The 25,005-nt window shown below is 66.4% G+C and carries 22 protein-coding genes and 2 tRNA genes; 7 read left to right on the top strand and 17 right to left on the bottom strand.

The genetic code is table 11. The annotated features are described in order from the left end of the window. Positions 1 to 124: 124 nt before the first annotated feature. Genes BLQ10_RS09965 through BLQ10_RS09945 form a run of 5 tightly spaced genes read right to left on the bottom strand, consistent with a single transcriptional unit; the run spans position 125 to position 5,560 of the window. Positions 125 to 1,129, bottom strand: coding sequence for a carbohydrate kinase family protein (locus BLQ10_RS09965; RefSeq protein WP_091561302.1), 1,005 nt, complete (start codon positions 1,127 to 1,129; stop codon positions 125 to 127). 59 nt (positions 1,130 to 1,188) lie between these two features. Further along, positions 1,189 to 2,250 carry an NAD(P)-dependent alcohol dehydrogenase gene (locus tag BLQ10_RS09960; protein ID WP_091561301.1) on the bottom strand — a complete coding sequence of 354 codons (1,062 nt, stop codon included), beginning with the start codon at positions 2,248 to 2,250 and terminating at the stop codon, positions 1,189 to 1,191. A 46-nt stretch (positions 2,251 to 2,296) separates the two neighbouring features. Further along, positions 2,297 to 3,214, bottom strand: a complete 918-nt coding sequence (locus BLQ10_RS09955; RefSeq protein ID WP_091561300.1) for a carbohydrate ABC transporter permease — start codon at positions 3,212 to 3,214, stop codon at positions 2,297 to 2,299. After that, entirely contained in the window at positions 3,211 to 4,179 is a 969-nt protein-coding gene (locus tag BLQ10_RS09950; RefSeq protein ID WP_091561287.1) for a carbohydrate ABC transporter permease, read from the bottom strand. Before BLQ10_RS09950 ends, BLQ10_RS09955 begins: the two co-directional genes overlap by 4 nt. Positions 4,180 to 4,219: 40 nt before the next feature. After that, positions 4,220 to 5,560, bottom strand: coding sequence for an ABC transporter substrate-binding protein (locus BLQ10_RS09945; RefSeq protein ID WP_091561282.1), 1,341 nt, complete (start codon positions 5,558 to 5,560; stop codon positions 4,220 to 4,222). A gap of 270 nt (positions 5,561 to 5,830) precedes the next feature. Between BLQ10_RS09945 and BLQ10_RS09940 the strand changes: the two genes are divergently transcribed. Then, the gene (locus tag BLQ10_RS09940; protein ID WP_091561281.1) at positions 5,831 to 6,772 is read left to right on the top strand and encodes an AraC family transcriptional regulator; all 942 of its coding nucleotides are present in this window, start codon (positions 5,831 to 5,833) and stop codon (positions 6,770 to 6,772) included. A 175-nt stretch (positions 6,773 to 6,947) separates the two neighbouring features. Here BLQ10_RS09940 and BLQ10_RS09935 read toward each other — a convergent pair whose 3' ends face one another. From BLQ10_RS09935 to BLQ10_RS09905, 7 genes are all read right to left on the bottom strand, one after another. After that, positions 6,948 to 8,822, bottom strand: a complete 1,875-nt coding sequence (locus tag BLQ10_RS09935; RefSeq protein ID WP_091561278.1) for a glycoside hydrolase family 15 protein — start codon at positions 8,820 to 8,822, stop codon at positions 6,948 to 6,950. Positions 8,823 to 9,176: 354 nt separating this feature from the next. After that, positions 9,177 to 9,782, bottom strand: coding sequence for a mycothiol-dependent nitroreductase Rv2466c family protein (locus tag BLQ10_RS09930; protein WP_091561521.1), 606 nt, complete (start codon positions 9,780 to 9,782; stop codon positions 9,177 to 9,179). 211 nt (positions 9,783 to 9,993) lie between these two features. Next, positions 9,994 to 11,274, bottom strand: a complete 1,281-nt coding sequence (gene clpX / locus BLQ10_RS09925) for an ATP-dependent Clp protease ATP-binding subunit ClpX (RefSeq protein WP_091561277.1) — start codon at positions 11,272 to 11,274, stop codon at positions 9,994 to 9,996. 131 nt (positions 11,275 to 11,405) lie between these two features. Further along, positions 11,406 to 12,065, bottom strand: a complete 660-nt coding sequence (locus BLQ10_RS09920) for an ATP-dependent Clp protease proteolytic subunit (RefSeq protein WP_026266422.1) — start codon at positions 12,063 to 12,065, stop codon at positions 11,406 to 11,408. A 38-nt stretch (positions 12,066 to 12,103) separates the two neighbouring features. Then, a complete protein-coding gene (locus tag BLQ10_RS09915; protein WP_091561274.1) occupies positions 12,104 to 12,742 on the bottom strand; it encodes an ATP-dependent Clp protease proteolytic subunit in 639 nt (212 codons plus the stop codon). A 297-nt stretch (positions 12,743 to 13,039) separates the two neighbouring features. Beyond that, positions 13,040 to 14,434 carry a trigger factor gene (tig, locus tag BLQ10_RS09910; RefSeq protein ID WP_091561271.1) on the bottom strand — a complete coding sequence of 465 codons (1,395 nt, stop codon included), beginning with the start codon at positions 14,432 to 14,434 and terminating at the stop codon, positions 13,040 to 13,042. A gap of 68 nt (positions 14,435 to 14,502) precedes the next feature. Next, positions 14,503 to 14,577: transfer RNA gene (locus BLQ10_RS09905), tRNA-Pro, on the bottom strand. Between the two features lie 131 nt (positions 14,578 to 14,708). On the opposite strand from BLQ10_RS09905, the gene BLQ10_RS09900 reads away from it, so the two are divergent. Then, positions 14,709 to 14,779 (top strand) — tRNA-Gly (locus BLQ10_RS09900). A gap of 135 nt (positions 14,780 to 14,914) precedes the next feature. Here the strand turns inward: BLQ10_RS09900 and BLQ10_RS09895 are convergent. From BLQ10_RS09895 to BLQ10_RS09885, 3 genes are all read right to left on the bottom strand, one after another. Beyond that, positions 14,915 to 15,880: an Fpg/Nei family DNA glycosylase gene (locus tag BLQ10_RS09895; protein WP_091561268.1), complete on the bottom strand. Its 966-nt coding sequence runs from the start codon at positions 15,878 to 15,880 to the stop codon at positions 14,915 to 14,917. Next, the gene (locus BLQ10_RS09890; RefSeq protein ID WP_091561520.1) at positions 15,880 to 16,371 is read right to left on the bottom strand and encodes a ribose-5-phosphate isomerase; all 492 of its coding nucleotides are present in this window, start codon (positions 16,369 to 16,371) and stop codon (positions 15,880 to 15,882) included. The genes BLQ10_RS09895 and BLQ10_RS09890 overlap by 1 nt, the downstream gene beginning before the upstream one ends. Before the next feature lie 125 nt (positions 16,372 to 16,496). Continuing rightward, on the bottom strand, positions 16,497 to 17,498 hold the full coding sequence (locus BLQ10_RS09885; RefSeq protein WP_091561266.1) for a hypothetical protein: 1,002 nt from the start codon (positions 17,496 to 17,498) through the stop codon (positions 16,497 to 16,499). A 251-nt stretch (positions 17,499 to 17,749) separates the two neighbouring features. Here BLQ10_RS09885 and pepN point away from each other — a divergent pair, with 251 nt between their 5' ends. Together pepN and BLQ10_RS09875 are read left to right on the top strand one after the other, a co-directional pair. After that, positions 17,750 to 20,305, top strand: a complete 2,556-nt coding sequence (gene pepN / locus BLQ10_RS09880) for an aminopeptidase N (protein ID WP_091561263.1) — start codon at positions 17,750 to 17,752, stop codon at positions 20,303 to 20,305. Between the two features lie 115 nt (positions 20,306 to 20,420). Continuing rightward, positions 20,421 to 20,906 carry an OsmC family protein gene (locus BLQ10_RS09875; protein ID WP_091561261.1) on the top strand — a complete coding sequence of 162 codons (486 nt, stop codon included), beginning with the start codon at positions 20,421 to 20,423 and terminating at the stop codon, positions 20,904 to 20,906. 19 nt (positions 20,907 to 20,925) lie between these two features. On the opposite strand, the gene BLQ10_RS09870 is transcribed toward BLQ10_RS09875, so the two are convergent. Continuing rightward, a complete protein-coding gene (locus BLQ10_RS09870; RefSeq protein WP_091561259.1) occupies positions 20,926 to 21,939 on the bottom strand; it encodes an NAD-dependent epimerase/dehydratase family protein in 1,014 nt (337 codons plus the stop codon). Positions 21,940 to 22,074: 135 nt separating this feature from the next. Between BLQ10_RS09870 and BLQ10_RS09865 the strand changes: the two genes are divergently transcribed. Both BLQ10_RS09865 and BLQ10_RS09860 read left to right on the top strand, forming a co-directional pair. Continuing rightward, positions 22,075 to 22,734, top strand: coding sequence for a mechanosensitive ion channel family protein (locus tag BLQ10_RS09865; protein ID WP_091561256.1), 660 nt, complete (start codon positions 22,075 to 22,077; stop codon positions 22,732 to 22,734). 4 nt (positions 22,735 to 22,738) lie between these two features. Continuing rightward, on the top strand, positions 22,739 to 23,197 hold the full coding sequence (locus BLQ10_RS09860) for a globin (RefSeq protein WP_091561253.1): 459 nt from the start codon (positions 22,739 to 22,741) through the stop codon (positions 23,195 to 23,197). A gap of 21 nt (positions 23,198 to 23,218) precedes the next feature. On the opposite strand, the gene BLQ10_RS09855 is transcribed toward BLQ10_RS09860, so the two are convergent. Next, on the bottom strand, positions 23,219 to 23,878 hold the full coding sequence (locus BLQ10_RS09855; RefSeq protein WP_091561251.1) for a DUF8185 domain-containing protein: 660 nt from the start codon (positions 23,876 to 23,878) through the stop codon (positions 23,219 to 23,221). Positions 23,879 to 23,994: 116 nt separating this feature from the next. On the opposite strand from BLQ10_RS09855, the gene BLQ10_RS09850 reads away from it, so the two are divergent. Beyond that, complete coding sequence (locus BLQ10_RS09850; RefSeq protein ID WP_091561250.1) at positions 23,995 to 24,912, top strand: acyl-CoA thioesterase; 918 nt, start codon at positions 23,995 to 23,997, stop codon at positions 24,910 to 24,912. Positions 24,913 to 25,005 lie beyond the last annotated feature (93 nt).

Below are 25,005 nucleotides of genomic sequence, written 5' to 3'. Positions count from 1 at the left end.
CAGCAGGGCCCCGTCCAGTGAAGTGCACAGTGAAGGACCTTTCTCCGACACGCAGTGAACCAGTAAGTCGTCCAAGACACCGCGGTGCGTGCAAACGTTAAAGGGTCACACCGCCTTCTGCGGGCTATCCCCCCGATGCAGCAAAGAATCCGGTCATGGATCCCATTTCTCCGGAGGCGGGTGGATTTGCTCCCTGCCGGGAGCATGTGATCGCAGCGGCCTTGTTCGCGTATGAGGCCAAGGCGTGCAGTTCGTCCGGGTTGAGGTCCTGCAGGCGTGATCTGGATGCGCCCCCGAGTACGTCCAGTTGCGCGAGTCCGGAGATCAGTGCGGCCATGAAGGAGTCCCCTGCCCCGACGGTGTCGGTCACGGTGACGGACTCTCCGGGCATCTCCACACGGCAGCGCCGGGTGAGGATCACGGGGCCCTCGGCGCCACGAGTCAGTGCCACCAACGATGGTCCGAGCTCCAGCCAGGCTGCCATCGACTCGTCCTGGGTCCGATCGGGGTAGAGCCAGCGGAGGTCTTCGTCGCTGGCTTTGACGATGTCGGCGACGGCAACGAAGTCTTCTGCCATTTGGCGGGCGACCGCCGGTTCGGGGCTGATGGCGGGCCGGCAGTTGGGGTCGAAGCTGATGGTGGCGTGGGGCCGGGCCGCCTCGATCAGTCCCCGTACCAACGTGCTGCCCGGGGGGAGCGCCGTCGCGATGGAGCCGGTGTGGACATGGAGTGAGCTCTCCACTGCTGACAAGGCCGGGATGGAGGCTCCGTTGATATCCCAGGTGACGGCGAACGAATATTGCGCGGCTCCGGTGGCGTCCAGGGATGCCAGCGCGGTTGATGTCGGCAGCGAACCGCCGACGATGGGACGGACGCCGTTGCTTTCCAGATGCTCGGCGATCATCCGGCCATGGCGGTCTTCGGCGAAGTGGGTGATGAGGCTGGTTCGGAGGTCCAGGCGGGCGCAGCCGACGGCAACGTTCAGGGGACTGCCTCCGGGGTGGGTTTCGGGGGTGGTGGTTCCTCGGCGCGGGTCATCGATGATGTCGACGAGTGATTCGCCGATGACGGTGATCAGGGAGACGTTGTCAGATAGGTCTGGGTGTGGACCGTTCTCGGGTGGTGGCATGTCTGCTTCCTTGCAGGTTTGTGCTGAGCGTGGTTGATGATGTCCCGGAACTGCGGGGCCTAGCGGCCCGGGTAGACGACGGCTTTGAGCTGTCCGGCCTGTTTGCCTGCTTTGAGGGCTTCTTCGGATTCGGCCAGGGCAAACTTGCCGGTGACCAGGATGTCCAGGTCCACCTTCCCGTCCGCGATGAGCTGGATGGCAAGGGGCCAGGTGTTGGTGTAGCGGAAGACGCCGGAGAGCCAGATTTCGCGGTTCTGGATGTAGGAGACGGGGAGTTCGACGTCGTCGGCTCCGAGCCCGACCAGGATGACCCTGCCCGCGGGGCCTACGGCTTTGATTCCGGAACGGACGGCCTGCGGGGCGCCGGAGGCGTCGATGAACGCATCGACGTCGAGTCCTTCGACGGTGTCGGTCCTGGCGTTGAGGGCGTGGGTGGCGCCGTGTTCCAGGGCAAACGCGAGCCGGTCTTCGGCGATGTCGCTGATGTAGATTTCGCTGGCGCCGTAGGCGCGGGCTGCCTGGGCGGCGATGATGCCGATGGGGCCGGCTCCGGCGATCAGGACCCTGCTGCCGGGCTTGATCTGGGCGCGTTCGCAGGCCCAGAGGCCGACGGAGAGCGGTTCGATGAGGGCTGCCGCCTCGTCGCTGACGCTGTCCGGGATGTCGTAGGCGAAGTCGCTCTGGATGGTGACGTATTCGGCGAAGGCCCCGTCGATCGGCGGGGTGGCGTAGAACTCGATGTCGGGGCAGAGGTTGTACCGGCCGGCTTTGCACTGTTTGCATTTGCGGCACGGCCGCTGGGGTTCGACGGCGACCCGCTGGCCGATGCGGGCGCGGTCCACGGCGCTTCCGACGGCGGCGATCCGGCCGGAGAGCTCGTGGCCGAGGATCAGCGGGTGGTCCACGACGTAGTCGCCGATCCGGCCGTGCTCGTAGTAGTGGACGTCGCTGCCGCAGACCCCGACGGCGGCGACCTGCACGAGGACCTGGTCCGGGTCCAGTTGCGGGACGGGCAGGGTTTCCATGGCCATATCGCCCTGGCGCTGGAGGACGGCGGCGCGCATGGTGGCCGGTACTTCGGGATGTCCGGGGGTGCGGGACTGTGCGGTTGATGTTGTCATCGAAGTATTCCTTTTTTCCTGTGCAGATCGAAGGGGAGATGGTCGGTTACTTGACTGCGCCGAGGGACAGTCCCTGGACGAGTTTGTCCTGGGCGGCGAAGCCGGCGAAGAGAACGGGCAGGGAGATCACGACGGCGGCGGCGCAGACCTTCGCGAGGAAGAGGCCCTGGCCGGAGACGAAGCCGGTGAGGAAGACCGGGGCGGTGCCGGCCACGACGCCGGTGAGGACCCGGGCGAGGAGGAGTTCGTTCCAGCTGAAGATGAAGCAGATCAGGGCGGTGGCGGCGATGCCGGGCATCGCCACAGGGGCGATGACCTTCCGGAGCGTCAGCAGCAGGCCGGCCCCGTCGATCTGGGCGGCTTCGAGCATTTCGACCGGCACTTCGGCGAGGAAGGAGCGCATCATCCACACGGCGATGGGCAGGTTCATCGACGTGTACATCAGGGCCAGGAACCAGATGTTGTCCAGCGCGCCGACATTTTTGGCGAAGAGGTAGAGCGGCAGGACGGCGGCGACCACGGGCATCATCTTGGTGGAGAGGAAGAAGAACAGAACGTCAGTCCACTTCTTCACCGGCCTAATCGACAGGGCGTAGGCGGCCGGGATGGCCAGCAGCAGGACCAGGAGGGTGGAGAAGATCGAAGCGGTGGCGGAGTTGATCAGCGACGGCCAGGGGCTGACGCCGGAAGTTGCTCCGAAGAACTCCTTGTAGGCGTCCAGGTTAAGGCCGGCAGTGATGGAGGGCGGGTTCGTCGCGGCGTCAACTTCGGAGTGGAACGAGGTCAGGAACATCCACAGGACCGGCACGGCGAACAGCAGGGCCAGCAGCCAGGCCGCGATGCCGGCGGCTGTGTTGTTGCGCGTGGGGTCCATACGTGACTTGCCCCGGCGCCGGGAACCCGTATTCGGAACGGGCGGGACGGGGACTGATGACCTGGGCTCGGCCGGGGTGAGTGTGCTCATCGTGCTGCCTCCTTCTTGAAGAGCGAGAATACGGTGCGGAGTGCGAAGGTCGCCACGATGATGGTGCCGATGACCACCACGACGCCGGCGGCGGAGGCCAGGCCGTATTCGTTGGCGTAGTAGAACGTCTCATAGATGGCGTAGGGCAGGTTGGCCGTGCCCAGGCCGCCGGACGTGATGACGAAGGTAGCGTCGAAGTTCTGCACGATGTAGATGGCGCCGAGCAATCCGGCGAGCTCCAGGTATTGGCGCAGGTGCGGCAGGGTGAGGTGGCGGAAAATTGCCCAGGGGGTGGCACCGTCCATTTGGGCCGCTTCCACGGTGTCCATCGGGCGGGACTGCAGACCGGCCAGCAGGATGAGCATCATGAACGGGGTCCACTGCCAGACCAGCGACAGAATGATGGCCATCAGCGGCGCCGAGGACAGCAGGTCCGGCTGGGGCGGGGTGTCGGAGCCGAAGAGCGACCAGACCCAGGTGAGGGTGCCGTTGATCAGGCCGTAGACGGGGTTGAGGATGGCGTGCTTCCAGATCAGCGCCGCGGCCACCGGAACGATGAGGAAGGGTGCGATCAGCAGGGTCCGGGCCAGCCCGCGGCCCATGAACTTCTTGTCCAGGAGCAGGGCCAGGCCGAGGCCGAGGAGCAGGCTGGCCAGGACCACCGAGACGGTCTCGATGATGGTGGTGACAATGGCCTGCAGAAAGTAGGGGTCGGTGAGGACCTGGACGTAGTTCTCGAACCCGGCGAATCCGGTCTTGGCCGGGCTCAGGCTGTTCCAGTTCAGGAACGAAATGATCAGGGTCACCACGAACGGGAGCTGGGTGACGATGATGAGGAAAATCAGGGCCGGCAGCAGCGGTCCGCGCCGTGCCCAGGCCACGGCGCGTTCCCGCGCTCTGGCGTTCTTGGAAGGTTTGGCTGTGCTGCTCCCGTGCCGGGAGACGCGCGCCGTTGCGGTAGTCATGATGTTCTCCTGCGGTTCGGTGGTGATTATTCGGAGGTGATTACTTGTACTTGTCGCCGACTTTTTGTGCGGCTTCCTGCCCCTTGGCTACCGCGTCGGCGACCGTGCCCTGGCCGGCAATGGCGGAGCTCACCCCCTGGGACACCCTGGTGCCCAGGGCGGCGAACTCGGGAATGCCGACAAACTGGATGCCGGAAGCCGGACGCGGCTGCACGCCGGGGTTCTTCGGGTCGGCGTTTTCAATGGCAAAGCGTTCGGCCTTGAAGAACGGTGCGGCCTTCTGGAAGTCGGCGTTCTCGTAGGTGGAGATGCGCTTGCCGGACGGGACCTTGGACCAGCCGAGCTTGGCTGCGACCAGTTCCTCATACTTCTTCGAACTGGCCCAGGCGATGAACTTAGCGGCGGCGTCCTGTTTCTTGGAGGCCGCCTGCATGGCCCAGGACCAGGTCCACAGCCAGCCCGAGGACTTGGTCTCCTTTACCGGGGCCTGGGCGTAACCGATCTTTCCTTTCACCGGTGAGTCTTCGGCTTCCAGGGATCCGGCGGCGGAGGTGGCGTCGTACCACATCGCGGTTTTGCTCTGGCTCATGTTGGTCAGGCACTCGGTGAACCCGGCCTGGGCCGCTCCCGCTTCACCGTGGTCGCGCACCAGTTTGGTGTAGAAATCAACTGCCGCGGTGAATTCCGGAGCGTTGACTTTCGCGTTCCAGTCCTTGTCGAACCAGGTCCCGCCAAAAGTGTTCACCACGGTCGTCAGGGGTGCGAAGACCTGGCCCCAGCCGGGCTCGCCGCGCAGGCAGATGCTCTTCATCCCGGGAACCGCGCCGTCAACCTTGGCAGCAAGATCGGCGACCTGGTCCCAGGTGGGCTTCTCCGGCATGGTCAAGCCCTTGGCCGCGAAAATGTCCTTCCGGTACATCAGGAAGGACGATTCTCCGTAGAACGGTTCGCCGTAGAGTTTGCCGTCCTTGCCGGTCAGCGACGCCGTGTAGGCCGGCAGGATGTCCGCCTGGTTGAACTCGGGGTCCTTGGCCAGGGCATCCAGGGGTGCCAGCCAGCCGTTGGCGGAATAGAACGGGATCTCGTAGTTCGACAGCGAGGCAACGTCGTACAGGCCGGCCTGGCTCGAGAACTCCTGGCTGATCTTGGCGCGGACGTCGTTTTCCGGCAGGACGGTGAAGTTGACCCTGATTCCGGTTTCCTTGGTGAAGTTATCAGCGGTGAGCCGCTGCAAGTCCTCCATCTGGGGGTTGTTCACCATCAGGACATTGATACTGTTCGGGTCAGCGGAATTGCCGCCGCCGGCACCCGCACAGGCCGAGGCGCTGAGCGCCACGCACAGGGCGCCTGCCGCCAGGGCGACGCGTATTTTTGCGCGCATTAAGGACTCCTTTGTTCTTCAGGGGGTGCAGTGCGACCTGCGCTCCGACTGCTGTGTCGGGGTGCGGCGCCGAAAGCGGGACCTGGCCTGGAAGCCCGGGTACCTCGCTGATGTTTCCTCAACTTTAGGCCTGTGGGGTAGCACACAACTAGCGCCGTCGTTGCCATTTTCTGATACTTATTTTCCTGACTGGCCCGAAGCCAGGCGCTACCCTAGGTAGAAGACGACCAAAGACGCTGTCCATTTTTCATAAACCCAAGGAGGAACAGGATGAGCGCGGCCGAGCCCAGCGACGGTGCAGACCCCATTGACGGCGCTTCGGCCCGGCTTGCAGAAAGGCTGCTGGGCATGCGTGCGAACCGGGAGGTCATTCCGGAGGACCCGAACCATTCGGTCCGGTGGCATGAGCACGACTATCCCAGTCCGGTGGCGCGCTGGAACTATCACCCTGAGTACGAGATCCACCTGATCCGGAAGGGCAGCGGAAAGTTCATCGTGGGAGACCATATCGGCACGTTCGAGGCCGGACATGTGGCGCTGGTGGGGTCGGGGCTGCCGCATGACTGGGTCAGCGACCTTGAGCCCGGCGAAGTATTGGAGAACCGGGACGCCATCATTCAGTTTGACGGAAAATGGGTCGAGCAGACCGCTTCCCTCGTCCCTGAAATGGCCGAGCTCAAACCCCTGCTCGAACAGTCCGCACGGGGCGTCGAGTTCCTGGGCCGTTCAGCCGCGTCGGCCGCAACGTCCATCGAGGCGATGGGCACCTCCACGGGCTTGGAGCGGCTCCACCACCTCCTGGAGCTATTTACAATTCTGGCGCGGGCGCCCCAAGAGGAACGGCGCTACCTGGCCGACGAATGGTTCCGGCCCCAGCTGGACGGCCAGGCCGCGGCCGTGGTGGACCTCGTCTTGGAGTACGTCTTCACCAATCACGCCGGCAGCGTCAAGATGTCCGAGGCTGCAGCGCTGGTGGGAATGTCGGAGCCGACGTTTTCGAAATACTTCAAGCGCGCCACCGGCCAGAACTTCAGTGACCTGGTCCGCAAACTTCGGCTCGCCCATGCGCGGCGCCTGCTGGAGCACAGCGACACAGCGATCTCCGACATTTGCTATGAAGTGGGCTTCTCGAACCTGTCCAACTTCAACCGGCACTTCCTCAACGACGCCGGCGAAACACCCCGGCAGTACCGGCAGCGCGTCCAAAGCTGACCACACCGCGCCATTCCAAGCTGCGATTAAACCTCCATTCTCGACTAACAGTCCTACCAAACAGGGATACTGATACCTTCAAATCGAGCCCGTTGCGACGTTTGTGAGAAACCGCCCAACACCGTTGCCACAGGGCTTGTTCCTTCGGTCCCGGTCCGCGGGTCGGCCTCAACTGCTATACGCCGAACTCCCGGCTTTGCCGTTCCGCTTGGCTGATCGCCCAGGCCGCGTTGACGAGGCCGATGTGGCTGAACGCCTGCGGGAAGTTGCCCAGGAGTTCACCGCTGTCCGGGGCGACCTCTTCGGCCATCAGGCCAAGGTCCGTGGCGAACGCGGCGGCCCGTTCGAAGACGGCACGGGCCTGTTGGGTGCGTCCGGCCAGGGCAAGGGCGTGCGCCAGCCAGAAGGTGCACAGCAGGAACGTACCCTCCTCCCCCGCCATGCCGTCGTCGGCCAGGTAGCGATACACGAGCCCGCGAGGGTCCGTGAGCCGCTCCTCGATCGCCTCAATCGTGGCGATCATGCCCGGATCGTCCGCCGGCAGGAATCCCACGATGGCCAGCATCAGGGCCGAAGCATCGAGGTCCTCGGAGCCGTACGCCTGGGTGTAGGCGTTCGCCGCCCCGCTCCATCCCTCGGTGCGGATGGAGGCCGCAATCGCGTCCCGCGCCTGGGTCCAGCGCGGAATCTTTTCGGTTGACTGCAGGATTCCGGCGAGCGAAATGGCGCGATCCACGGCGACCCAGCACATCAACTTGGAGTGCACGTAGTGGCGCGGCTCCCCGCGGACTTCCCAGATGCCGTGATCGGCGGACCGCCAGCGCGCGGCGGCCGTGTCCGCGGCGTCGGCCAGGAACCTCCGTGTCTCCGGTGCCAGCTCCGCGAGATATTCCGGCAAGGTCGCGGCGGCGTCGAGAAGCTCGCCGTAGACGTCGAGCTGGCGCTGGTTCCAGGCGCCGTTGCCCACCCGGACCGGGGAACTGGCGCTCCAGCCCGGCAGGTGGCCGAGTTCGCGTTCGGGGAGTTCCCGCTCCCCGCCGATGCCGAACATGATCTGCAGTTCCTCGCCGGCGGCCAGCTGGGAGGCGGCCGCGGTGGCCAGGAACTGGAAGAACTTTCCGGCCTCGTCCGGGCAGGCCGCCACCCAGAGCGCCTGCAGGGTCATGCTGGCGTCCCGGATCCAGCTGTAGCGGTAGTCCCAGTTGCGTGTGCCGCCGGCCACCTCCGGCAGCGACGTGGTCGGGGCGGCCACAATGGCGCCGCTCGGGTAGTAGGTCAGCGCCTGCAGAATCCTACCGCTGCCTGCGACGAGCTCCTGCCACGGGCCGCGGTAGTTCTGGTGCATCGCGGACCAGCTGGTCCAGCCCTGCACGGTGTCCTCGAGCCTGCGTCCAATCTCAGCCTGGCTCCAGAACACCGGGGCGCCGCTCCCGCCGGCGTCTCCGGAGCTGAAGTCGAGGGCAAAGCCTGCGATGTCGCCGGCGCGGAGGGTGAGGCGTGCGTGTGCGGTGTCGGAGCTGAGCTGGAACGCTGCCGGCGTCGAGAACGACAGGACCACATCTCCGGCGCGAACCAGCATGCCGCCGTCGGCGACGCTGACACGGGGCGTGGCGAGGCCGTAGTCGGGTCGGGCGCTGAGGACAATATCGACGTCGACGGTGCCCTGCGTGCAGGACACCTGGCGCAGGAGGGTGCCCGGGGAGTCCGCACCGAGCTCGTGGCCGCGGTGGCCCTCCCCTAGGGCGAGGGCATCCGTGACGGTCACGGACCCCCCGGCGGTGGTGTGGGTGGTTTCCAGGACCAACGTTGGTCCGAGGTAGCGCCGGGTCGAGGAGTGGGCGCCGGCGGGCCGGATCGACCAGAATCCCGCCTCCGGGCCGAGGATCCGTCCGAACACCGAGGGGCTGTCGAAGCGGGGGAAGCAGAGCCAGTCCACGGAGCCGGCGGCACTGACCAGCGCACCGGAGCAGCAGTCGGACAAGAGGGCGTACTCCGCGATGGGTTCACTGCCCTGGACACTCGTCTGCACACTGCGCTGAACACCACTCATGGGGCACACTCTGACGAGTTTTTGGGCAAAGGGGAAGCCCCATCAGCGTTTAGCCGTTGGTGGGGCTTCGACTTTTCGATTGTCACGTGACGTCTTAGACAATCTGGCGGGATCCTTAGACTTTCAGGTCTTCCTACCTCGTCACTGGTAGCCATCATCTGACTTTGCCGAAGGCTGCGTCGGATGAGTGTCACTGAATCTTTGGTTCCTGCGTCCCTCTTCTTTCGAAGTGGGTAAGTTCCATTGTTGTCCCCCGGATGGGCATGCACAAGAGCCCCGGTCGAACTACATCGGAGTAGTTCTACGGGGGCTCTTGGCAGGCCGGGCAGGGTGCGCGGCGTGGTGTCTCCGGGCCTAGTTGAAGACCGGGCTTTCAGTCCGGCTGCGCTTGATTTCGAAGAAGTACGGGAAGGATGCCAGGGTCACCGTGGCGTCCCAGATCTGTCCGGCTTCCTCGCCGCGCGGGATGCGGGTCAGGACCGGGCCGAAGAAGGCCGTGCCGTTGAAGGCGACGACGGGTGTGCCCACGTCCTGGCCGACCAGGGAGATGCCTGCCTCGTGGCTGGTGCGCAGCTGCGCATCGAATTCGTCGCTCTGGCCGGCGGCCGCGAGCTCGGCCGGCAGTCCCGCCTCGGCCAGCGACTTGGCGATGACCTCGTCGATATCCTTGTTGCCTTCGTTGTGGATCTTGGTGCCCATGGAGTCGTAGAGCGGCTTGATGTACTGCGCACCGTGCTGTTCAGCGGCGGCAGTGATGACGCGGACAGGAGCCCACGCCTTCTTCATGAACTCCCGGTACTGCTCGGGCAGTTCTTCGCGGCCCTCATTGAGCACGGCCAGGCTCATCACATGCCACTCGGTCTTGATGTCGCGGACTTCTTCCACTTCGCCGATCCAGCGGGAGGTGACCCAGGCGAAGGGGCACATCGGGTCGAACCAGAAGTCGGCTTTGTTGGTCATGGTTTCAGGCACAGGTGTTCTCCTTAGGGAAGTCTGCTTAGGACAGCGCGCTGACGCAGGTCCAGCGTTGCGGTATTTCCGGCGCTACGGTATTTCCGGCGCTGCGGTCCATCACATGCTGCGGTACACAAAATACAGGCGCGTTTAAAGCCACAGCGACCTGTACGGCTGATTTATTCCGAGTGAGCTTGTTCCGGATGAGGCAGGGCGATCAGGCGGACTTGCGGCGCTTGACGTCGTGGGCGATCATCGTGGGCGCTGCCTTCTTGGTCACGACCTCTTCCGTGATCACGACGCTCGCGACGTCGTCGCGGCTGGGGAGGTCGAACATGACCGGGAGCAGGACTTCCTCCATGATGGCGCGGAGCCCTCGGGCGCCGGTGCCGCGCTCCAGCGCCTGGTCGGCAATGGTGTTGAGTGCCTCGTCCTCGAAAATGAGCTCGACGCCGTCGAGCTGGAACATCTTCTGGTACTGCTTGACGAGGGCATTCTTCGGCGTCGACAGGATCTGGATGAGCGCGGCGCGGTCCAGGTTCGAGACGGTCGTGATGACGGGCAGCCGGCCGATGAATTCCGGGATCAGGCCGAACTTGAGGAGGTCTTCCGGCATGACCTCGCCGTAGGAGTCCGTGGTGTTCTTGACCTCGTTGAGTGGGGCGCCGAAGCCAATGCCCTTGCGTCCGGAACGCGAACCGATGATGTCCTCGAGCCCCGCGAAAGCGCCGGCCACGATGAACAGCACGTTGGTGGTGTCGATCTGGATGAATTCCTGGTGCGGGTGTTTGCGTCCGCCCTGCGGCGGGACCGAGGCCACAGTGCCCTCGAGGATTTTCAGGAGCGCCTGCTGCACGCCCTCGCCGGAGACATCCCGGGTGATGGACGGATTCTCGCTCTTGCGTGAGATCTTGTCGATCTCATCGATGTAGATGATGCCCTGCTCGGCCTTCTTGACGTCATAGTCGGCGGCCTGGATGAGCTTGAGAAGGATGTTCTCAACGTCCTCCCCGACGTAGCCGGCCTCCGTCAGGGCCGTAGCGTCGGCGACGGCGAACGGGACGTTGAGGCGGCGGGCCAGGGTTTGGGCCAGATAGGTCTTGCCGCAACCGGTGGGGCCGATCAGCAGGATGTTGGACTTGGCGATCTCGACGTCGTCGTGGTGCACGCCGTCGGCGAGGTTGCCGCTCTTCGGCGCATGACCGGCCTGGATCCGCTTGTAGTGGTTGTACACCGCAACGGCGAGCGAGCGCTTGGCCGGTTCCTGGCCAATCACATACTCCTGCAGGAAATCAAAGATTTCGCGGGGCTTGGGCAGCTCGAAACTGCCCAGGTCAGCTACTTCCGCGAGTTCCTCTTCGATGATCTCGTTGCAGAGTTCAATGCACTCGTCGCAGATGTAGACGCCGGGCCCGGCAATGAGCTTGCGAACCTGCTTCTGGCTCTTTCCGCAGAAAGAACACTTCAGCAGATCGGTGCTCTCGCCAATCCGAGCCATGTGTGAACCCCTTTAGTAGCTTGCTGCTGCCTGTGACATGTTCCACTCTAGGTCACTTTGGGCCCGTTGGGTGGAAAGCGGACGCCGGTGCGGCCAAGTAAAAGTGCCGCACCGGCGTCGCGAATTGCTGATTAGCGCGCGATTGCCTGGGGCTTGATCTTGCGGGAATCGAGGACCTGGTCAATGAGGCCGTACTGCATGGCCTCGGCCGCCGTGAGGATCTTGTCCCGCTCGATGTCGTTGTTGACCTGTTCCGGCGTTCGGCCGGAGTGCTTGGCCAGCGTGTCCTCGAGCCAGGACCGCATGCGCATGACCTCCGCGGCCTGGATCTCCAGGTCCGAGGCCTGCCCGCCCTGTCCGCCGGACAGTGAGGGCTGGTGGATCAGCACGCGGGCGTTCGGCAGCGCGAGGCGCTTGCCCGGCGTGCCGGCCGCGAGCAGCACGGCGGCGGCGCTGGCAGCCTGGCCGAGGCAGACGGTCTGGATCTCCGGCCGGATGTACGTCATGGTGTCGTAGATCGCGGTCATGGCGGTGAAGGAGCCGCCCGGGGAGTTGATGTAGAGCGTGATGTCGCGGTCCGGGTCCGTGGACTCGAGCACCAGCAGCTGGGCCATCACGTCGTCCGCCGAGGCGTCGTCGACCTGGACGCCGAGGAAGATGATGCGGTCCTCGAACAGCTTGGTGTACGGGTCCTGGCGCTTGAAGCCGTAGGGGGTGCGCTCTTCGAACTGGGGCAGCACGTAGCGGCTGCTCGGCAGGTTACCGGCAGTCGAACCGAAGTTGTAGTTCATGTTCATTGCTCCTGAATTCATTGCTGTCTACCTGCCGGTCAGTTCTCGGTGGCTGTCGCAGCGCCGCCGCCGTTGCCGGAGCCATTGGCGTTGGTTCCGCCGCCGCCGGCCACGGATCCGGCGTGCGCCGCGATCTTGTCGAAGAAGCCGTATTCGAGGGCTTCCGATGCCGTGAACCACTTGTCGCGGTCGTTGTCCTTGAGGATGGTCTCCACGGCCTGGCCGGTCTGGTCAGCGGTCAGTTCGGCCATGACCTTCTTCATGTGCAGGATCAGCTCGGCCTGGATCTTGATGTCAGACGCCGTGCCGCCGATGCCGCCGGAGGGCTGGTGCATGAGGATGCGGGCGTTAGGGGTGGCGTAGCGCTTGCCCTTGGTGCCGGAGGAGAGCAGGAACTGGCCCATGGACGCGGCGAGGCCGGTGGCAACCGTGACGACATCGTTCGGGATGAACTGCATGGTGTCGTAGATCGCCATGCCGGCGGTGACGGAGCCGCCGGGTGAGTTGATGTAAAGGTAGATGTCCCTTTCAGGATTCTCCGCCGAGAGCAGCAGCAGCTGGGAGCAGATCGCGTTGGCGTTATCGTCGCGGACCTCGGAGCCGAGCCAGATGATGCGCTCTTTCAGCAGGCGGTTGTAAATGTAGTTATCCTGGGCTGCCGGATCGACCGTGGCCATCCGGGGTGCCCCTGCTTGCTGTGACATATGTACTTACCTCTCACTGGCGACGGTGACGCCACTGGACGACATCACTGAACTTTCCTACAGCGACACTAACCGTTTTCACGCCCGCTTTGTTCGCTGGCGCAGGGCTGTTCGCTGACGGCGCACGATTGCCGGGACCGCTCAAGCCGGGTCCCGGATGCGCGGCCTTCGCGGCTCTTAACAGTCCGCCGCGACATGGCACGGCCGGCAGGCGCGGACTTAAAACGAACGGCCCCCGGATCGGTGATCCGGGGGCCGTCAGCGCTAGTGCTAGAACTTCACTGCTGCGGGGTCATCGCTCGGCGTGGCCGCGGCGGCTGCATCTTCTGCGGCTGCTTCTTCCTCAACGGACTCGGCGGCCGGGGCAGCCTCGTCGCCGGGGCGGACGAAATCGCTCAGGTCAACCTTGTTGCCCTCGGAGTCGGTAACCTCGGCCTGGCCCAAAACGACGGCCAGTGCCTTGCGGCGGCGGACCTCGGAAACCATCATGGGAACCTGGCCGCTCTGATCGATGATCTGGGCGAACTGGTTCGGGTCCATGCCGTACTGGCTGGCGGTGGTGACGATGTAGTCGATCAGCTCGTTCTGGCTGACGTTGACTTCTTCCTTCTCGGCGATGGCGTCAAGGATGATCTCGTTCTGGAAGGCCCGCTCGGTGTTGGCCTTGACCTCGGCGCGGTGCTCCTCGGTGTCGTGCTCGCCTTCGCCGTGGGCGTTCTCGGCGCTGAAGTGCTGCTCGATCTGCTCTTCGACGACGGAGTCGGGGACGGGAACCTCGACCAGCTCAACGAGCTTGTCCAGGACCTTGTCGCGGGCCTCGACGCCCTGTTCCACGACCTTGGACTCGGCGGCCTGCTTGGCGAGGTCCTCACGGAGTTCGGCCAGGGTGTCGAATTCGCTGGCGAGCTGGGCGAAGTCGTCGTCGGCGACGGGGAGCTCGCGCTCCTTGACGGCCTTGACGGTGACCTTGACCTGGGCGGACTCGCCGGCGTGCTCGCCGCCGACCAGCGTGGTGTCGAAGATGGCGTCTTCGTCGGCGCTGAGGCCGGTGACGGCCTCGTCGAGGCCTTCGAGCATGGTGCCGGCGCCAACCTGGTAGGACAGGCCGGAGGCGGAGTCAACCTCAGCGGCGTCGATCGAGGCTGCGATGTCGATCGTCAGGAAGTCGCCATCGGCGGCCGGACGGTCTACGGACTTCAGCGTGCCGAAGCGGCCGCGGAGCTCGTCCAGGGCCTTGTCGACGTCGGCGTCCGAAGACTCGGCGGCGGCGACCTCAACCTTGATGCCGGCGTAGTCGGGCAGCTCGATCTCGGGGCGGATGTCAACCTCGGCGTGGAACTTGAGTTCACCGTCGGTGGCGGACGGGTCCGGAACCTCGGTGATCTCGACCTCGGGACGGCTCAGGGGGCGGATGCCGGTTTCCTGCACGGCGGCCTGGTACCAGCCGTTGAGGCCTTCGTTGATGGCCGTCTCCAGGACGTAGCCGCGGCCAACGCGCTGGTCAATGAGCTTGGAGGGGACCTTGCCCTTACGGAAACCGGGGACCTGGATCTGCGAAGCAACAGTCTTGTATGCCTCTGCGATGCTGGGCTTCAATTCCTCAAAGGGGACCTCAACATTGAGCTTGACCCGCGTGGGGGTGAGGTTCTCGACAGCGCTCTTCACAGTCTAAGTACTCCTGGTGTGGGGGGTATGGGGTTCTGCATTGCCACGTGCTGGCAGTGCTTGCAGAGTCGGGGTGACAGGATTTGAACCTGCGACTTCCTGCTCCCAAAGCAGGCGCTCTAGCCAAGCTGAGCTACACCCCGTAAGTGCACAGAACAGTCTACGGTCATACTATGCCGATTTGCACATTTGACACCGGGGCCCTGAATTGGGTTTAGTTGTATCCGGCTTGAACAGCCGACCGGAAGTTTTGCTGGAGTTCCAGCAAGTTCCCGGGGACGTAGCTTAATGGTAAAGCCTCAGTCTTCCAAACTGATTACGCGGGTTCGATTCCCGTCGTCCCCTCAGAAATATGACGAAAAAAGCCCCTCTGCGGAGGGGCTTTTGTGTGTCTGCGCTTTTTTGTGTCTGCGCCCGGGGCCACAGCCAGGGTTCTTCGCGTGGGTGCGGTCCGGGGCACGTCGGGTCCAGCCCCGTGATTCATGCTTTTTGGCAGCCCGGACACCAGTACAGTTTCCGGGCACCCAACTCCGTGAGCGCCACGGGCGTGCCGCAGTCACGGCAGTCCAGCCCGTGCCGCCGGTAGACAAAGTGTGCGTGGTCCGGTTCCGGCAGCGCGCTCGGCACGTTGCTCGGCGCGGCGTCGCCGTTCGCGTGGCCGCCCGGCGCGCCCCAGTAGCGCGGTGGCGTCGTGATGATCCGGCCGTCCCGGACGCCGTCGGACATCATTGCCGCGGTTTCGTCCCAGAGCCGGCGGGCCGCGTCCGGTGACAGTTCAGCCCCGGGCAGCCAGGGGTTGAGGCGCTGCCGGAACAGCAGTTCGGCCCGGTAGACGTTCCCGACGCCGGCAATCACCTTTTGGTCCATGAGCAGGCCCGCGAGCGGTGTGCGTTTGGCCGCCACCGTGGCGGTGAATGCGTCCCGGTCGCCGGACCGGTTGCGCAGCGGGTCCGGGCCGAGCCGGGCCAGCACGGAGGCCGCCTCCGCTTCCGTGATCGCCTCGCACGTGGTCGCGCCGCGGAGATCAGCCCAGCCGTGCCTGCCCACCAGCCGGACGCGCACGGCGCCCACCGGTTCCGGCGGCCCTGCGTATGCAGACGACGCTGCGGCCACGACGTCGGCCGGCTCAGCCGCGCTGCCGACGTCGTAAACCTCCCGCTCCCCCACCTTCCGGGGCGCGCCGATGCTGGACGCGCCGCGGAAGCTGGCGTCGCCGCCGAAACTCCAGGCGCCATAGAGGCCTAGGTGGACATGCAGGACCAGCCCGTGCTCGAACTCGAGGAAGAGGTGCTTCCCGTGCGCGGTCGCGGATGTCATGACGTGGCCGTCCAGCACGGCGGCGCCGGGCGCGAACCGGCCCTGCGGGCTGGAGACCGCGAGCCGCTCCCCCGCGAAGACGTCACCGAACTGGCGCGCCAGCCGGTGGACGGAATGCCCTTCCGGCACTAGTCGATGACCTCGCCGGTGCGCTCGTACGTGGCGATCTTGCCGATCCGGCGGACGTGGCGCTCGTCGTTGCTGAACGGCTCCGCCAGGAAGGCCTCGATGATTTCGGTGGCCTCTTCGACGCTGTGCTGGCGGCCGCCGACGGCGACGACGTTGGCGTCGTTGTGTTCGCGGGCAAGCTGCGCCGTGGAGAGGCTCCACGCCAGCGCGGCGCGGACGCCCCTGACCTTGTTGGCGGCGATCTGTTCGCCGTTGCCCGAGCCGCCGAGGACGATGCCCAGGGCGTTGGTTCCGGCTTCCTGGTCGGCGACGACCGCGAGGGCGGCGTTGATGCAGAACGACGGGTAGTCATCCAGGGCGTCGTAGGCCTTGGGCCCGTGGTCCACCACCTCGTAGCCCTTGGCGCTGAGGTGGCTGACAAGGTGGGCGCTGAGCTCCATTCCGGCGTGATCAGTGGCAATGTGCACGCGGGGGAAGTCAGAAATGGTCACGGCTGTTCCGTTCAGTTGCGGCGCCAGACGGCGGCCGGGGGCGGTTGGGGTCTGGTCCAAGCGTACTAGGCCGAGTCTCCCGGGACGGCGCTCCAGCTGCCCGGATGCCTGACGGGACCGTCGTGTTACACGGCGGGCGTCTCGCCGTTCCGCCGGGCCCTGTCCGCGACCCGGGAAAGCGTCCGGGCAATGTTGTCCGCCGCGGTGGCGCTTCCGCCGCTCACCGCCAGCCGGCGCCCGTCCGAGCGGTCGATGACCACCGCGGGGCCGCTGCCGACCAGCATCGCCGTGGTGTTGCCGTGGGTCCGGTAACCCCACCCGCCATACTCCGCCGCGGTGACGTCCCTGGGCGTGGCGGAGTCGATGGCCGCGGCCGGAACATCCATGACCCGGACGAAGCCGGCCGCGAAGACGTGCAGGCCGCTGCGGTCAACCCGGATCCGGGCAACCAGGAACGCCGCGGCCACCAGGGCCGCGGCCACCAGGAGGGCGGACAGCCACGGCACGGCAATGGTGAGGATGGCGGCTGGCAGAAGCGTCGCAATGCCCAGCATGACGAAGATCGAGCTGCGGGCATGGACCCAGAGGCTGACCCGGTCCCTGGCCAATTCCGGATCCTGTTCGCGCTCAAGGGCCTGGCGGACGGCGACGTCGTCATCCACCGACCAGCGTTCGTCGGCCTTGAACACGCAACCCATGACGACGCCCAGGGCGAGGGCCGCGCCGCTGCCGAGGCCCAGGACTGAGCCGTCCACATGGGATCCCCTCGCATCGGGCAATCCCAGCTGGCCCACGAGCACGGCGGCGAGGACGGTGGTGACGAAGAGGCTCATGGACAGGCCGGCGCCCATCATGATGCGGCGCATCATCGCGGGGCGGGACAGCGGCACGGCCTGCAGCAGCACGGCCCAGCCGATCACCACGATCAGCGAGGCACCGGCTCCGGCGACTGCGGTGAACGGCGCGAAGTCGACGGCACCGGCGTCGGTCCAGCGGACGGCCAGCGGCTCGGGCAGCTCCGGGCGCACCAGAAGCGCACACACCACGAATCCGGCCGCCAGCATCAGGGGGAACCCGATGGCAAAGCGCATCGCCCTTGCATCGACTGAGTCCCCGAACTTTCCCATACCCCAACGCTACCCCGGCCGCACGTGCCGCGACTGGGAAGCCGTGCCGGGCGGCCCCGGCGCCGAACCGGGTGTTGGCCCGGTGCCGAATCTGGTGCCGCATCTGGTTACTGGAGCCGGGCCGGTGAGTGACACTGTGATCGGGCTAACTTGCCACCCGCGGCTGACGTGAAAGAATAATTTCACAGTATCGCCGGCGGCTGCGGCCGGCCGGCAGTATCCATCTTCTTCTGGAGGCCCCTTTGCCCGGTATGAACCTGACCCGCGCCGAAGCCCGCGAGCGCGCCGCCCTGATAGACGTCGACTCCTACGAGGTCAGCCTTGACCTGACGCGCGGCGAGAAAGTCTTCGGGTCCACCACGGCCGTGAAGTTCAGGGCCAAGCCGGGGTCTTCGACCTTCATCGACGCCGTGACTCACGCCGTGCACAGCGTGAGCCTCAACGGCCGCGAACTGGATCCGGCCGAGGTCTCCGACGGCGTCCGGATCCAGCTCCCGGACCTGGCGGCCGAAAACCACCTGCTCGTGGTCGCCGACGCGCCCTACATGAACACCGGCGAAGGCCTGCACCGCTTCGTGGATCCGGTGGACAACGAGGTCTACCTGTACACCCAGTTCGAGGTCCCGGACTCGCGGCGCATGTTCGCCGTTTTCGAACAGCCCGACCTCAAGGCCAGCTTCACCTTTACCGTCACCGCCCCCTCGCACTGGGACCTCGTGTCCAACTCCCCCACCCCGGTGCCGGTCGAGACCATCCCCGGCGCGGACGGGGGCGCCCGCTCCGTCTGGGAGTTCACGCCCACTCCGCGGCTCTCCTCCTATGTCACCGCGCTGATCGCCGGGCCGTACCAGTCGGTCCGCAGCGAGGTCACGTCCGCGGAGGGCCGGGTCACTCCGCTGGGCATCTTCGCCCGCAAGTCGCTCATGCAGTACCTCGATGCCGACAACATCTTCGAGCTCACCCGGCAGGGCTTCGAGTTCTTCGAGGCCCAGTTTGGCTGCCCGTACCCGTTTGAGAAGTACGACCAGCTCTTCGTGCCGGAGTTCAACGCCGGTGCCATGGAAAACGCCGGGGCCGTCACCATCCTGGAAGGCTACGTCTTCCGCGGCAAGGTCACCGACGCCCAGGTGGAACGCCGCGCCATCACCGTGCTGCACGAGCTCGCGCACATGTGGTTCGGTGACCTCGTGACGATGCGCTGGTGGAACGACCTCTGGCTCAACGAGTCCTTCGCCGAATACATGTCCCACCTGGCCGCGGTGGAGAACACCGAGTTCGACCACGCCTGGACCACCTTCGCCTCCGTGGAGAAGTCCTGGGCGTACCGGCAGGACCAGCTGCCCACCACGCACCCGATCTTTGCCGAGATCAACGACCTCCAGGACGTCGAGGTGAACTTCGACGGCATCACCTACGCCAAGGGCGCCTCGGTGCTGCGCCAGCTCGTCGCCTGGGTTGGCCCGGAGGAGTTCATGTCCGGGGTGCGCGAATACTTCAGCAAGCACGCCTGGCAGAACACCGAGCTGAGCGACCTCATGGCCGAACTCGAGAAGGCCAGCGGCCGTGACCTTGAAACGTGGGGCCGGCTCTGGCTGGAGACCGCCGGCGTCAACACCCTGACGCCGGAGATCTCGGCGGACGCGGACGGCACCATCGGCTCCTTCGCCATCGTGCAGTCGGCGATCGAGAGCGAGCCGACGCTGCGGCCGCACCGCCTCGCCGTCGGGTTCTACAACCTCAACGGCGCCGGCAAGCTGGAGCGCGTGCACCGCGAGGAGCTCGACGTCGACGGCGAGCGCACCGAAGTTCCGGCCCTGGCCGGCCTGGCCCAGCCGGACCTGATCCTGCTCAACGACGACGACCTCGCCTATGCCAAGGTCCGCCTGGATCCGAAGTCCCTCGCCACCGCAACGGTCCACCTGAAGGACTTCAGCCAGAGCCTCCCCCGCACCCTCGTGTGGGGCTCGGCCTGGGACGCGGCGCGCGACGGCGAGTCCCCGGCCCGCGGGTACGTGGACCTGATCCTGGCCAACATTGCCGAGGAATCCGATTCCTCCGTGATCCTGGTCCAGCTCCGGCAGCTGGCCACCACGCTGACCTTCTACGTGGCCGAAGAGCACAAGGAGGCCACCGCCGTGGCCGCGACCGATACGCTCTGGGATCTCGCCTCGGCCGTGCCGGCCGGCTCGGACGCCCAGCTGCAGTTCGTGAAGTCCTACGCCCTGCTGGCCCGCAGCGCCGGGCAGCTGGACACGGTGTCCGGGCTGCTGGACGGCTCGCTCACCCTCGACGGGCTGACCGTGGACCAGGACCTGCGCTGGGAGCTGCTGGCGTCCCTCGTGGCCGGCGGCCGCGCCGGGCAGGAGCGGATCGACGAGGAACTGGCGCACGACAACACCTCCAACGGCCAGAACGCCGCAGCCCTGGCCAAGGCCGCCATCCCCACTCCGGAGGCCAAGGCCGAAGCCTGGGAATCGGTTGTGGTAAAGGGCGATCTGTCCAACGCCCTGCAGGGCTCCGCAGTGGCCGGTTTCACCCGGGTCCTGGACACGTCCCTGCTGGAGCCGTACGCCGAGAAGTACTTCGAGGCCGTCCCGGGCATCGTGGCCAACCGCACCCATGCGCTGGCCTCGCAGATCGTCGTCGGGCTCTACCCGGCCCAGCTGACCACGCAGGCCACCGTGGACCGCACCGACGAGTTCCTGGCCTCGCTGCCGGAGGACAGCTCGGCGCTGCGCCGGATGATGCTGGAGAACCGCGACGGCGTGGCCCGCTCCCTGCGGGCCCGCCAGGCCGACGTCGGGTAGGACGCCGCCCCACGGGAAGCCCGCTCAACCAGCCCGCAGCAGGGGCCGTTTTGGACGTCCAGAACGGCCCTTTGCTGCGAGTTGGCCGGGCAGGGATGTGCCCTAGGCTGGAGTCATGAGCCTTGACGAACACCGCTATGCGCTGACTGTCCGCTGGACCGGGAACCTCGGGGCCGGGACGTCCACGTACCGCGGTTACTCACGCGACCACGACGTCGAGATCCCCGGACTGCCGGTGTTGCGCGGCTCGGCCGATCCGACGTTCCACGGGGACCGGGAGCGCTACAACCCCGAACAGCTGCTCCTGGCCGCGCTCTCGCAGTGCCACATGCTCTCGTTCCTGCACGTGGCCGTGAAGCACGGCGTGGTGGTGACGGCCTATGAGGACCGGGCCGAGGGCCTGATGCGGACCAACCGGGACGGCAGCGGGCAGTTCGAATCGGTCACGCTGAAGCCCAGGGTGACCGTGGCGGGACCGGCGGCCCCGGATCTTCTGGAGGAGCTTCACGTCGAGGCCAACAAGGTCTGTTTCATCGCCCGCAGCGTCAACTTCCCGGTACTGCACGAGCCCACGGCTGTGGTGGAGGGCCAGGCGGACTGAACAACTTCAAGCGGCACCGTCAGCCGGGCCCGGCTGAGGCCTCCGCCCTGTACGCGGACACGATCCGGCGTTCCGTTTCCGGGCTCATCCCTGCCTTGCGTTCGCGGCGGAGTCCGCGGCGGCGTTCATCCGCCAGGGTGTCCCGCAGCGTGTCCATCCAGGGCCGCAGCCGCAGCCCGGCCGCCCGGGCAGCGTCATTGCTGCGGGTCGCGAAGCCCTCGTGGCCTGGCGGCAGCCACAGCGGCAGCGAGTCCGGACCGGCCCAGTAGTTCGCGCCGTGGGACGCCAGCCAGTCCTCGGGAGCGACAACGACCTCCGAGTCGGCGTCGGCGAGCTGACGCGATTCCTCCAGGTAGGCAGCAAAGGGCACTGGCTCACCGACGGCGTTCAGCGCCCCGGTGGTCCCGCTTTCGGCGGCGGCCAGGATCCAGGCCGCGAGGTCGCGGACGTCGATGATCTGGGTGGCATCGGTGGGGATGTCCGGGACCAGGACGGGATCATTGTCCCGGGCAAAACGGGCCGGCCAGTACCCGTAACGGTCGGAGCCGTCCCCCGGTCCGCCGATCAGGCCGGCGCGGCAGAGGTGCGCCTTGTTTCCTGCCAGTTCCCGGGTCCAGTGCTCGATCGCGGACTTGGCTTCGCCGTAGTTGTCCATGGTCAGTTCCGTGCCCGGAGCCAGCGGCGGCAGCAGCTGAGCGTCTTCGGCGGCGCCGGCCACGGAGTGGTCCGCGTAGACCGAGCAGCTCGAGATGAAGGTCCAGTGCCGGGCCGGGCCGGCCAGCGCCTCGAGCGCCTCCCGCGCCTGGTCAGGGTCCCGGGAGACGTCGACGACGGCGTCCCACCCGCCGCTGCAGGCGGCCTCCTCGTAGGCGGCCTTCCCCTGCGAGCGGTCCGCGCGCAGCCAGGTGGCGCCGTCGGGCGGCGGGGAGGCGGTACCTCGGGCCAGGCACGTGACGTCGTGGCCCGCGGCCAGGGCCTGCCGGGCTATTTCCGCTGACAGGAAGATCGTCCCGCCGAGAACCAGGATGCGCATGGGGCCACGCTACGGCGCTAATGTTGAAGTAGACCAGAGTGTTATGCGCCCGGCGAACGCCGGGGGCCTATCCGGACGCCCAGCCCTGCTGCCGGCCTGCAGCAGGGACGCAGCAACAAGGAGTTTCCCCCGCCGATGATCAGCCTGAGCACCATCGAACCAATCACCCCTGAAGACATCGCAGCCGTCAACCTGCCGGGTGCCCTGATCAGCCTGGGGGTCGGCGTCGCCGTGTGGCTGGTGGCATCCTTCGTGATCGCCGGGATCACCAAACGCGTCGCCTCGGGCAGCACACTCTTCAAGGGGGCGCACTTCCGCTGGGTGGCTCCGGCCTTCCGCGCCCTGGACCACGAACGCCGGGTCCAGCGGGCCCACACAATTGGCGCACTGCTCAATAGCGTGGTCGGCGTCATGGTGGCCGTGCTCACCATCGTGTACGTGCTCAAGAACCTGAACGTGGACGTGGCTCCCATCCTGACCAGCGTCGGCATCCTCGGCGTGGCCATCGGCTTCGGTGCCCAGCAACTGATCCGGGACTTCCTCGCCGGCATCTTCATCACGATCGAGGACCAGTACGGCATTGGCGACATCATCGAGACCTCCGAGGTGGTGGGCACGGTCGAGGCCATGAACCTGCGGCTCACCCGCGTCCGGGCCGACGACGGCACCATCTGGTACCTGCGCAACGGCGAAATCCTGCGCGTGGGCAACCGCTCGCAGGGCACCTACATCCCGGACGAGACGCCCCCGGCGGACGAGGCCGACAGCGCACCCCAGCAGATGGCCGGAGAATAGAGCAATGACGATTCCCAGCGCTGGCGAACCCAGCCAGCCCAGGCAGTTGCTGCAAAACGATCCGTTCAGCCAGCCCGGCTACACGGACAACTTCTATGACGCGGTGGGCGGCCACAAGACTTTTGTGAAGCTCATCGACGTCTTCTACGACGGCGTCGCAACCGATGCGCTGCTGCGCGCCATGTACCCGGAAGAGGACCTTGGCCCGGCCAAGCGGCGCTTCCTGATGTTCCTGGAGCAGTACTGGGGCGGGCCCACCACGTACGGCGAGGAGCGCGGGCATCCGCGGCTGCGGATGCGCCACATGCCGTTCCGGGTGACGCCGGAGGCCAAGGAACGCTGGCTGTTCCACATGCGCGCCGCAGTGGATGCCCTGGAGCTGCCGCCGTTGTACGAGGGAACGCTCTGGGACTACATGGAGCGGGCAGCCCTATCCATGGTGAACAGCCCGTCGGGGACCTGATCCCGGCGGCGCCGGGGCTTTCTAGAGCCCGGTGCCGGTCCGGACCAGCACGTGGCCGCGGGTGCCGCTGAGCCGGAACCAGCGCCCGGCCCGGTAGAGCCGTTGTTCGCCGTCGGCCAGAAAGCCCAGGGTGAGCGCGGCGAACGCGGTCCCGGCCGGCAGGCCGCCGGCGTCGGGCAGTTCCCGACCCCAGACCGTCGCCCTGGCGTTGTTCACGATCAGGGCCCCCGGCTTGTCCGGGATGATCGCGGCGATTTCCCGGATGCCGGCTTCGGCGGCGGCCCGCAGGACATGGTCCTGGACGGTGCCGAGCAGTTCCCAGCCGGACCGCGGCGCACCGATCCCGGCCCACGACTCGCTGACGGTCACCGGCGGGACGGGAAGTTCGACGTCGTGCTCCCCCGCCCGTGCCAAACGGTCCAGCACTGCGGACAGCGGCACTGTGACGTCAGTGTCGGCCGGCTGTGCCAGTGCCATGGTCCGCAGGCCCAGGATGGTGGGGGTGGATTCGCCCAGGAGCCGGGGCCGCAGGACGCAGACATAGGCGGCCAGGACCGGGCCCGCGGCCTGGAGCCGGATGGCGCCGTCGTCAATGGACTTGGCGCGCGTGGCGAAGGTGCGCAGGTCGTCGAGGTCGCGGGGATCGGAGAACTGCAAGGGCTGGGTTAGGACATCAGACACACTACCGACTCTACCGGCTGCGCTTCTTTGGAGCGGCGCCGTCTTTTGAGCAGTGTCCGCCTTTTGAGCAGTGTCCGGCTTTTGGGCAGTGTCCCTGTGCCGTCTAGAGTCAGACCATGACTGAAGCCGAAGCCGGACTGCTGGGCCTCCCGACCCAGGACCCCACCTCCTCGCTCATCCAACTTCTCAACCTCGGCGAGCTCGAGGGCGCGCGGACGGACGAGGACATTTTCATGGGTCCCTCCCAGCAGCAGCCGCAGCAGCGCGTTTTCGGCGGCCAGGTGCTGGCGCAGTCCCTGATAGCCGGCAGCCGCACGGTCGACCCGGACCGCAGCGTGCACTCCATGCACGGCTACTTCCTCCGGCCGGGAGACGCCAACAAACCGATCACCTTCGGGGTGCAGCGACTGCGCGACGGCCGGTCCTTCTCGGCCCGCCGGGTCCACGCCTACCAGGAGGGCATGCCCATCCTGTCGATGATCGCGTCCTTCCAGGCCGAGGACGAGGGGATCGAGCACCAGTCCGAGATGCCCGTCGGGATCCCGGACCCCGAATCGCTGCCCAGCACCGCGGACCTGCTGGGCAAGTTCGATCACCCTGTGGCCCGGCACTGGGCGTATGAGCGGCCCTTCGATATCCGCCACGTCGATCCGGCGCTCTATGTCTCGGCGAAGGGGCCCAAGGAGGCACGCAACGCCGTCTGGATGAAGACCTTCGGACCGATCCCCGACGACGCCGGCCTGCACCGGGCCGCCCTGGCCTACGCCAGCGACTACACCCTGCTGGAGTCGGTCCTGCGCAGGCACGGGATGAGCTGGATTACGCCCGGGATGTCCGTGGCGAGCCTGGACCACGCCATGTGGTGGCACCGGCCGGTCCGCGTGGACGAATGGCTGCTCTATGTCCAGGAATCCCCCAGCGCCCAGGGCGCGCGGGGTCTCGCCACCGGCAAGATCTTCAGCCGCGACGGCCGGCACGTGGCGACGGTGGCCCAGGAAGGCATGATCCGCGTCCCGAACGACCTGAAGAACTAAGTCACGGGCGCCGACCGGTCCCAGGCCCGGCAGCACCAAATGCGCAAGGCCGAGGGCAGCCAGCACGCCTGTACGCTGGCTGGCACAAAAACT

The sequence above is a fragment of the Arthrobacter sp. ok362 genome (genome assembly GCF_900102785.1).
In the GTDB taxonomy this organism is placed as follows: domain Bacteria; phylum Actinomycetota; class Actinomycetes; order Actinomycetales; family Micrococcaceae; genus Arthrobacter.
This window is presented reverse-complemented; position numbering and strand designations above follow the sequence as displayed.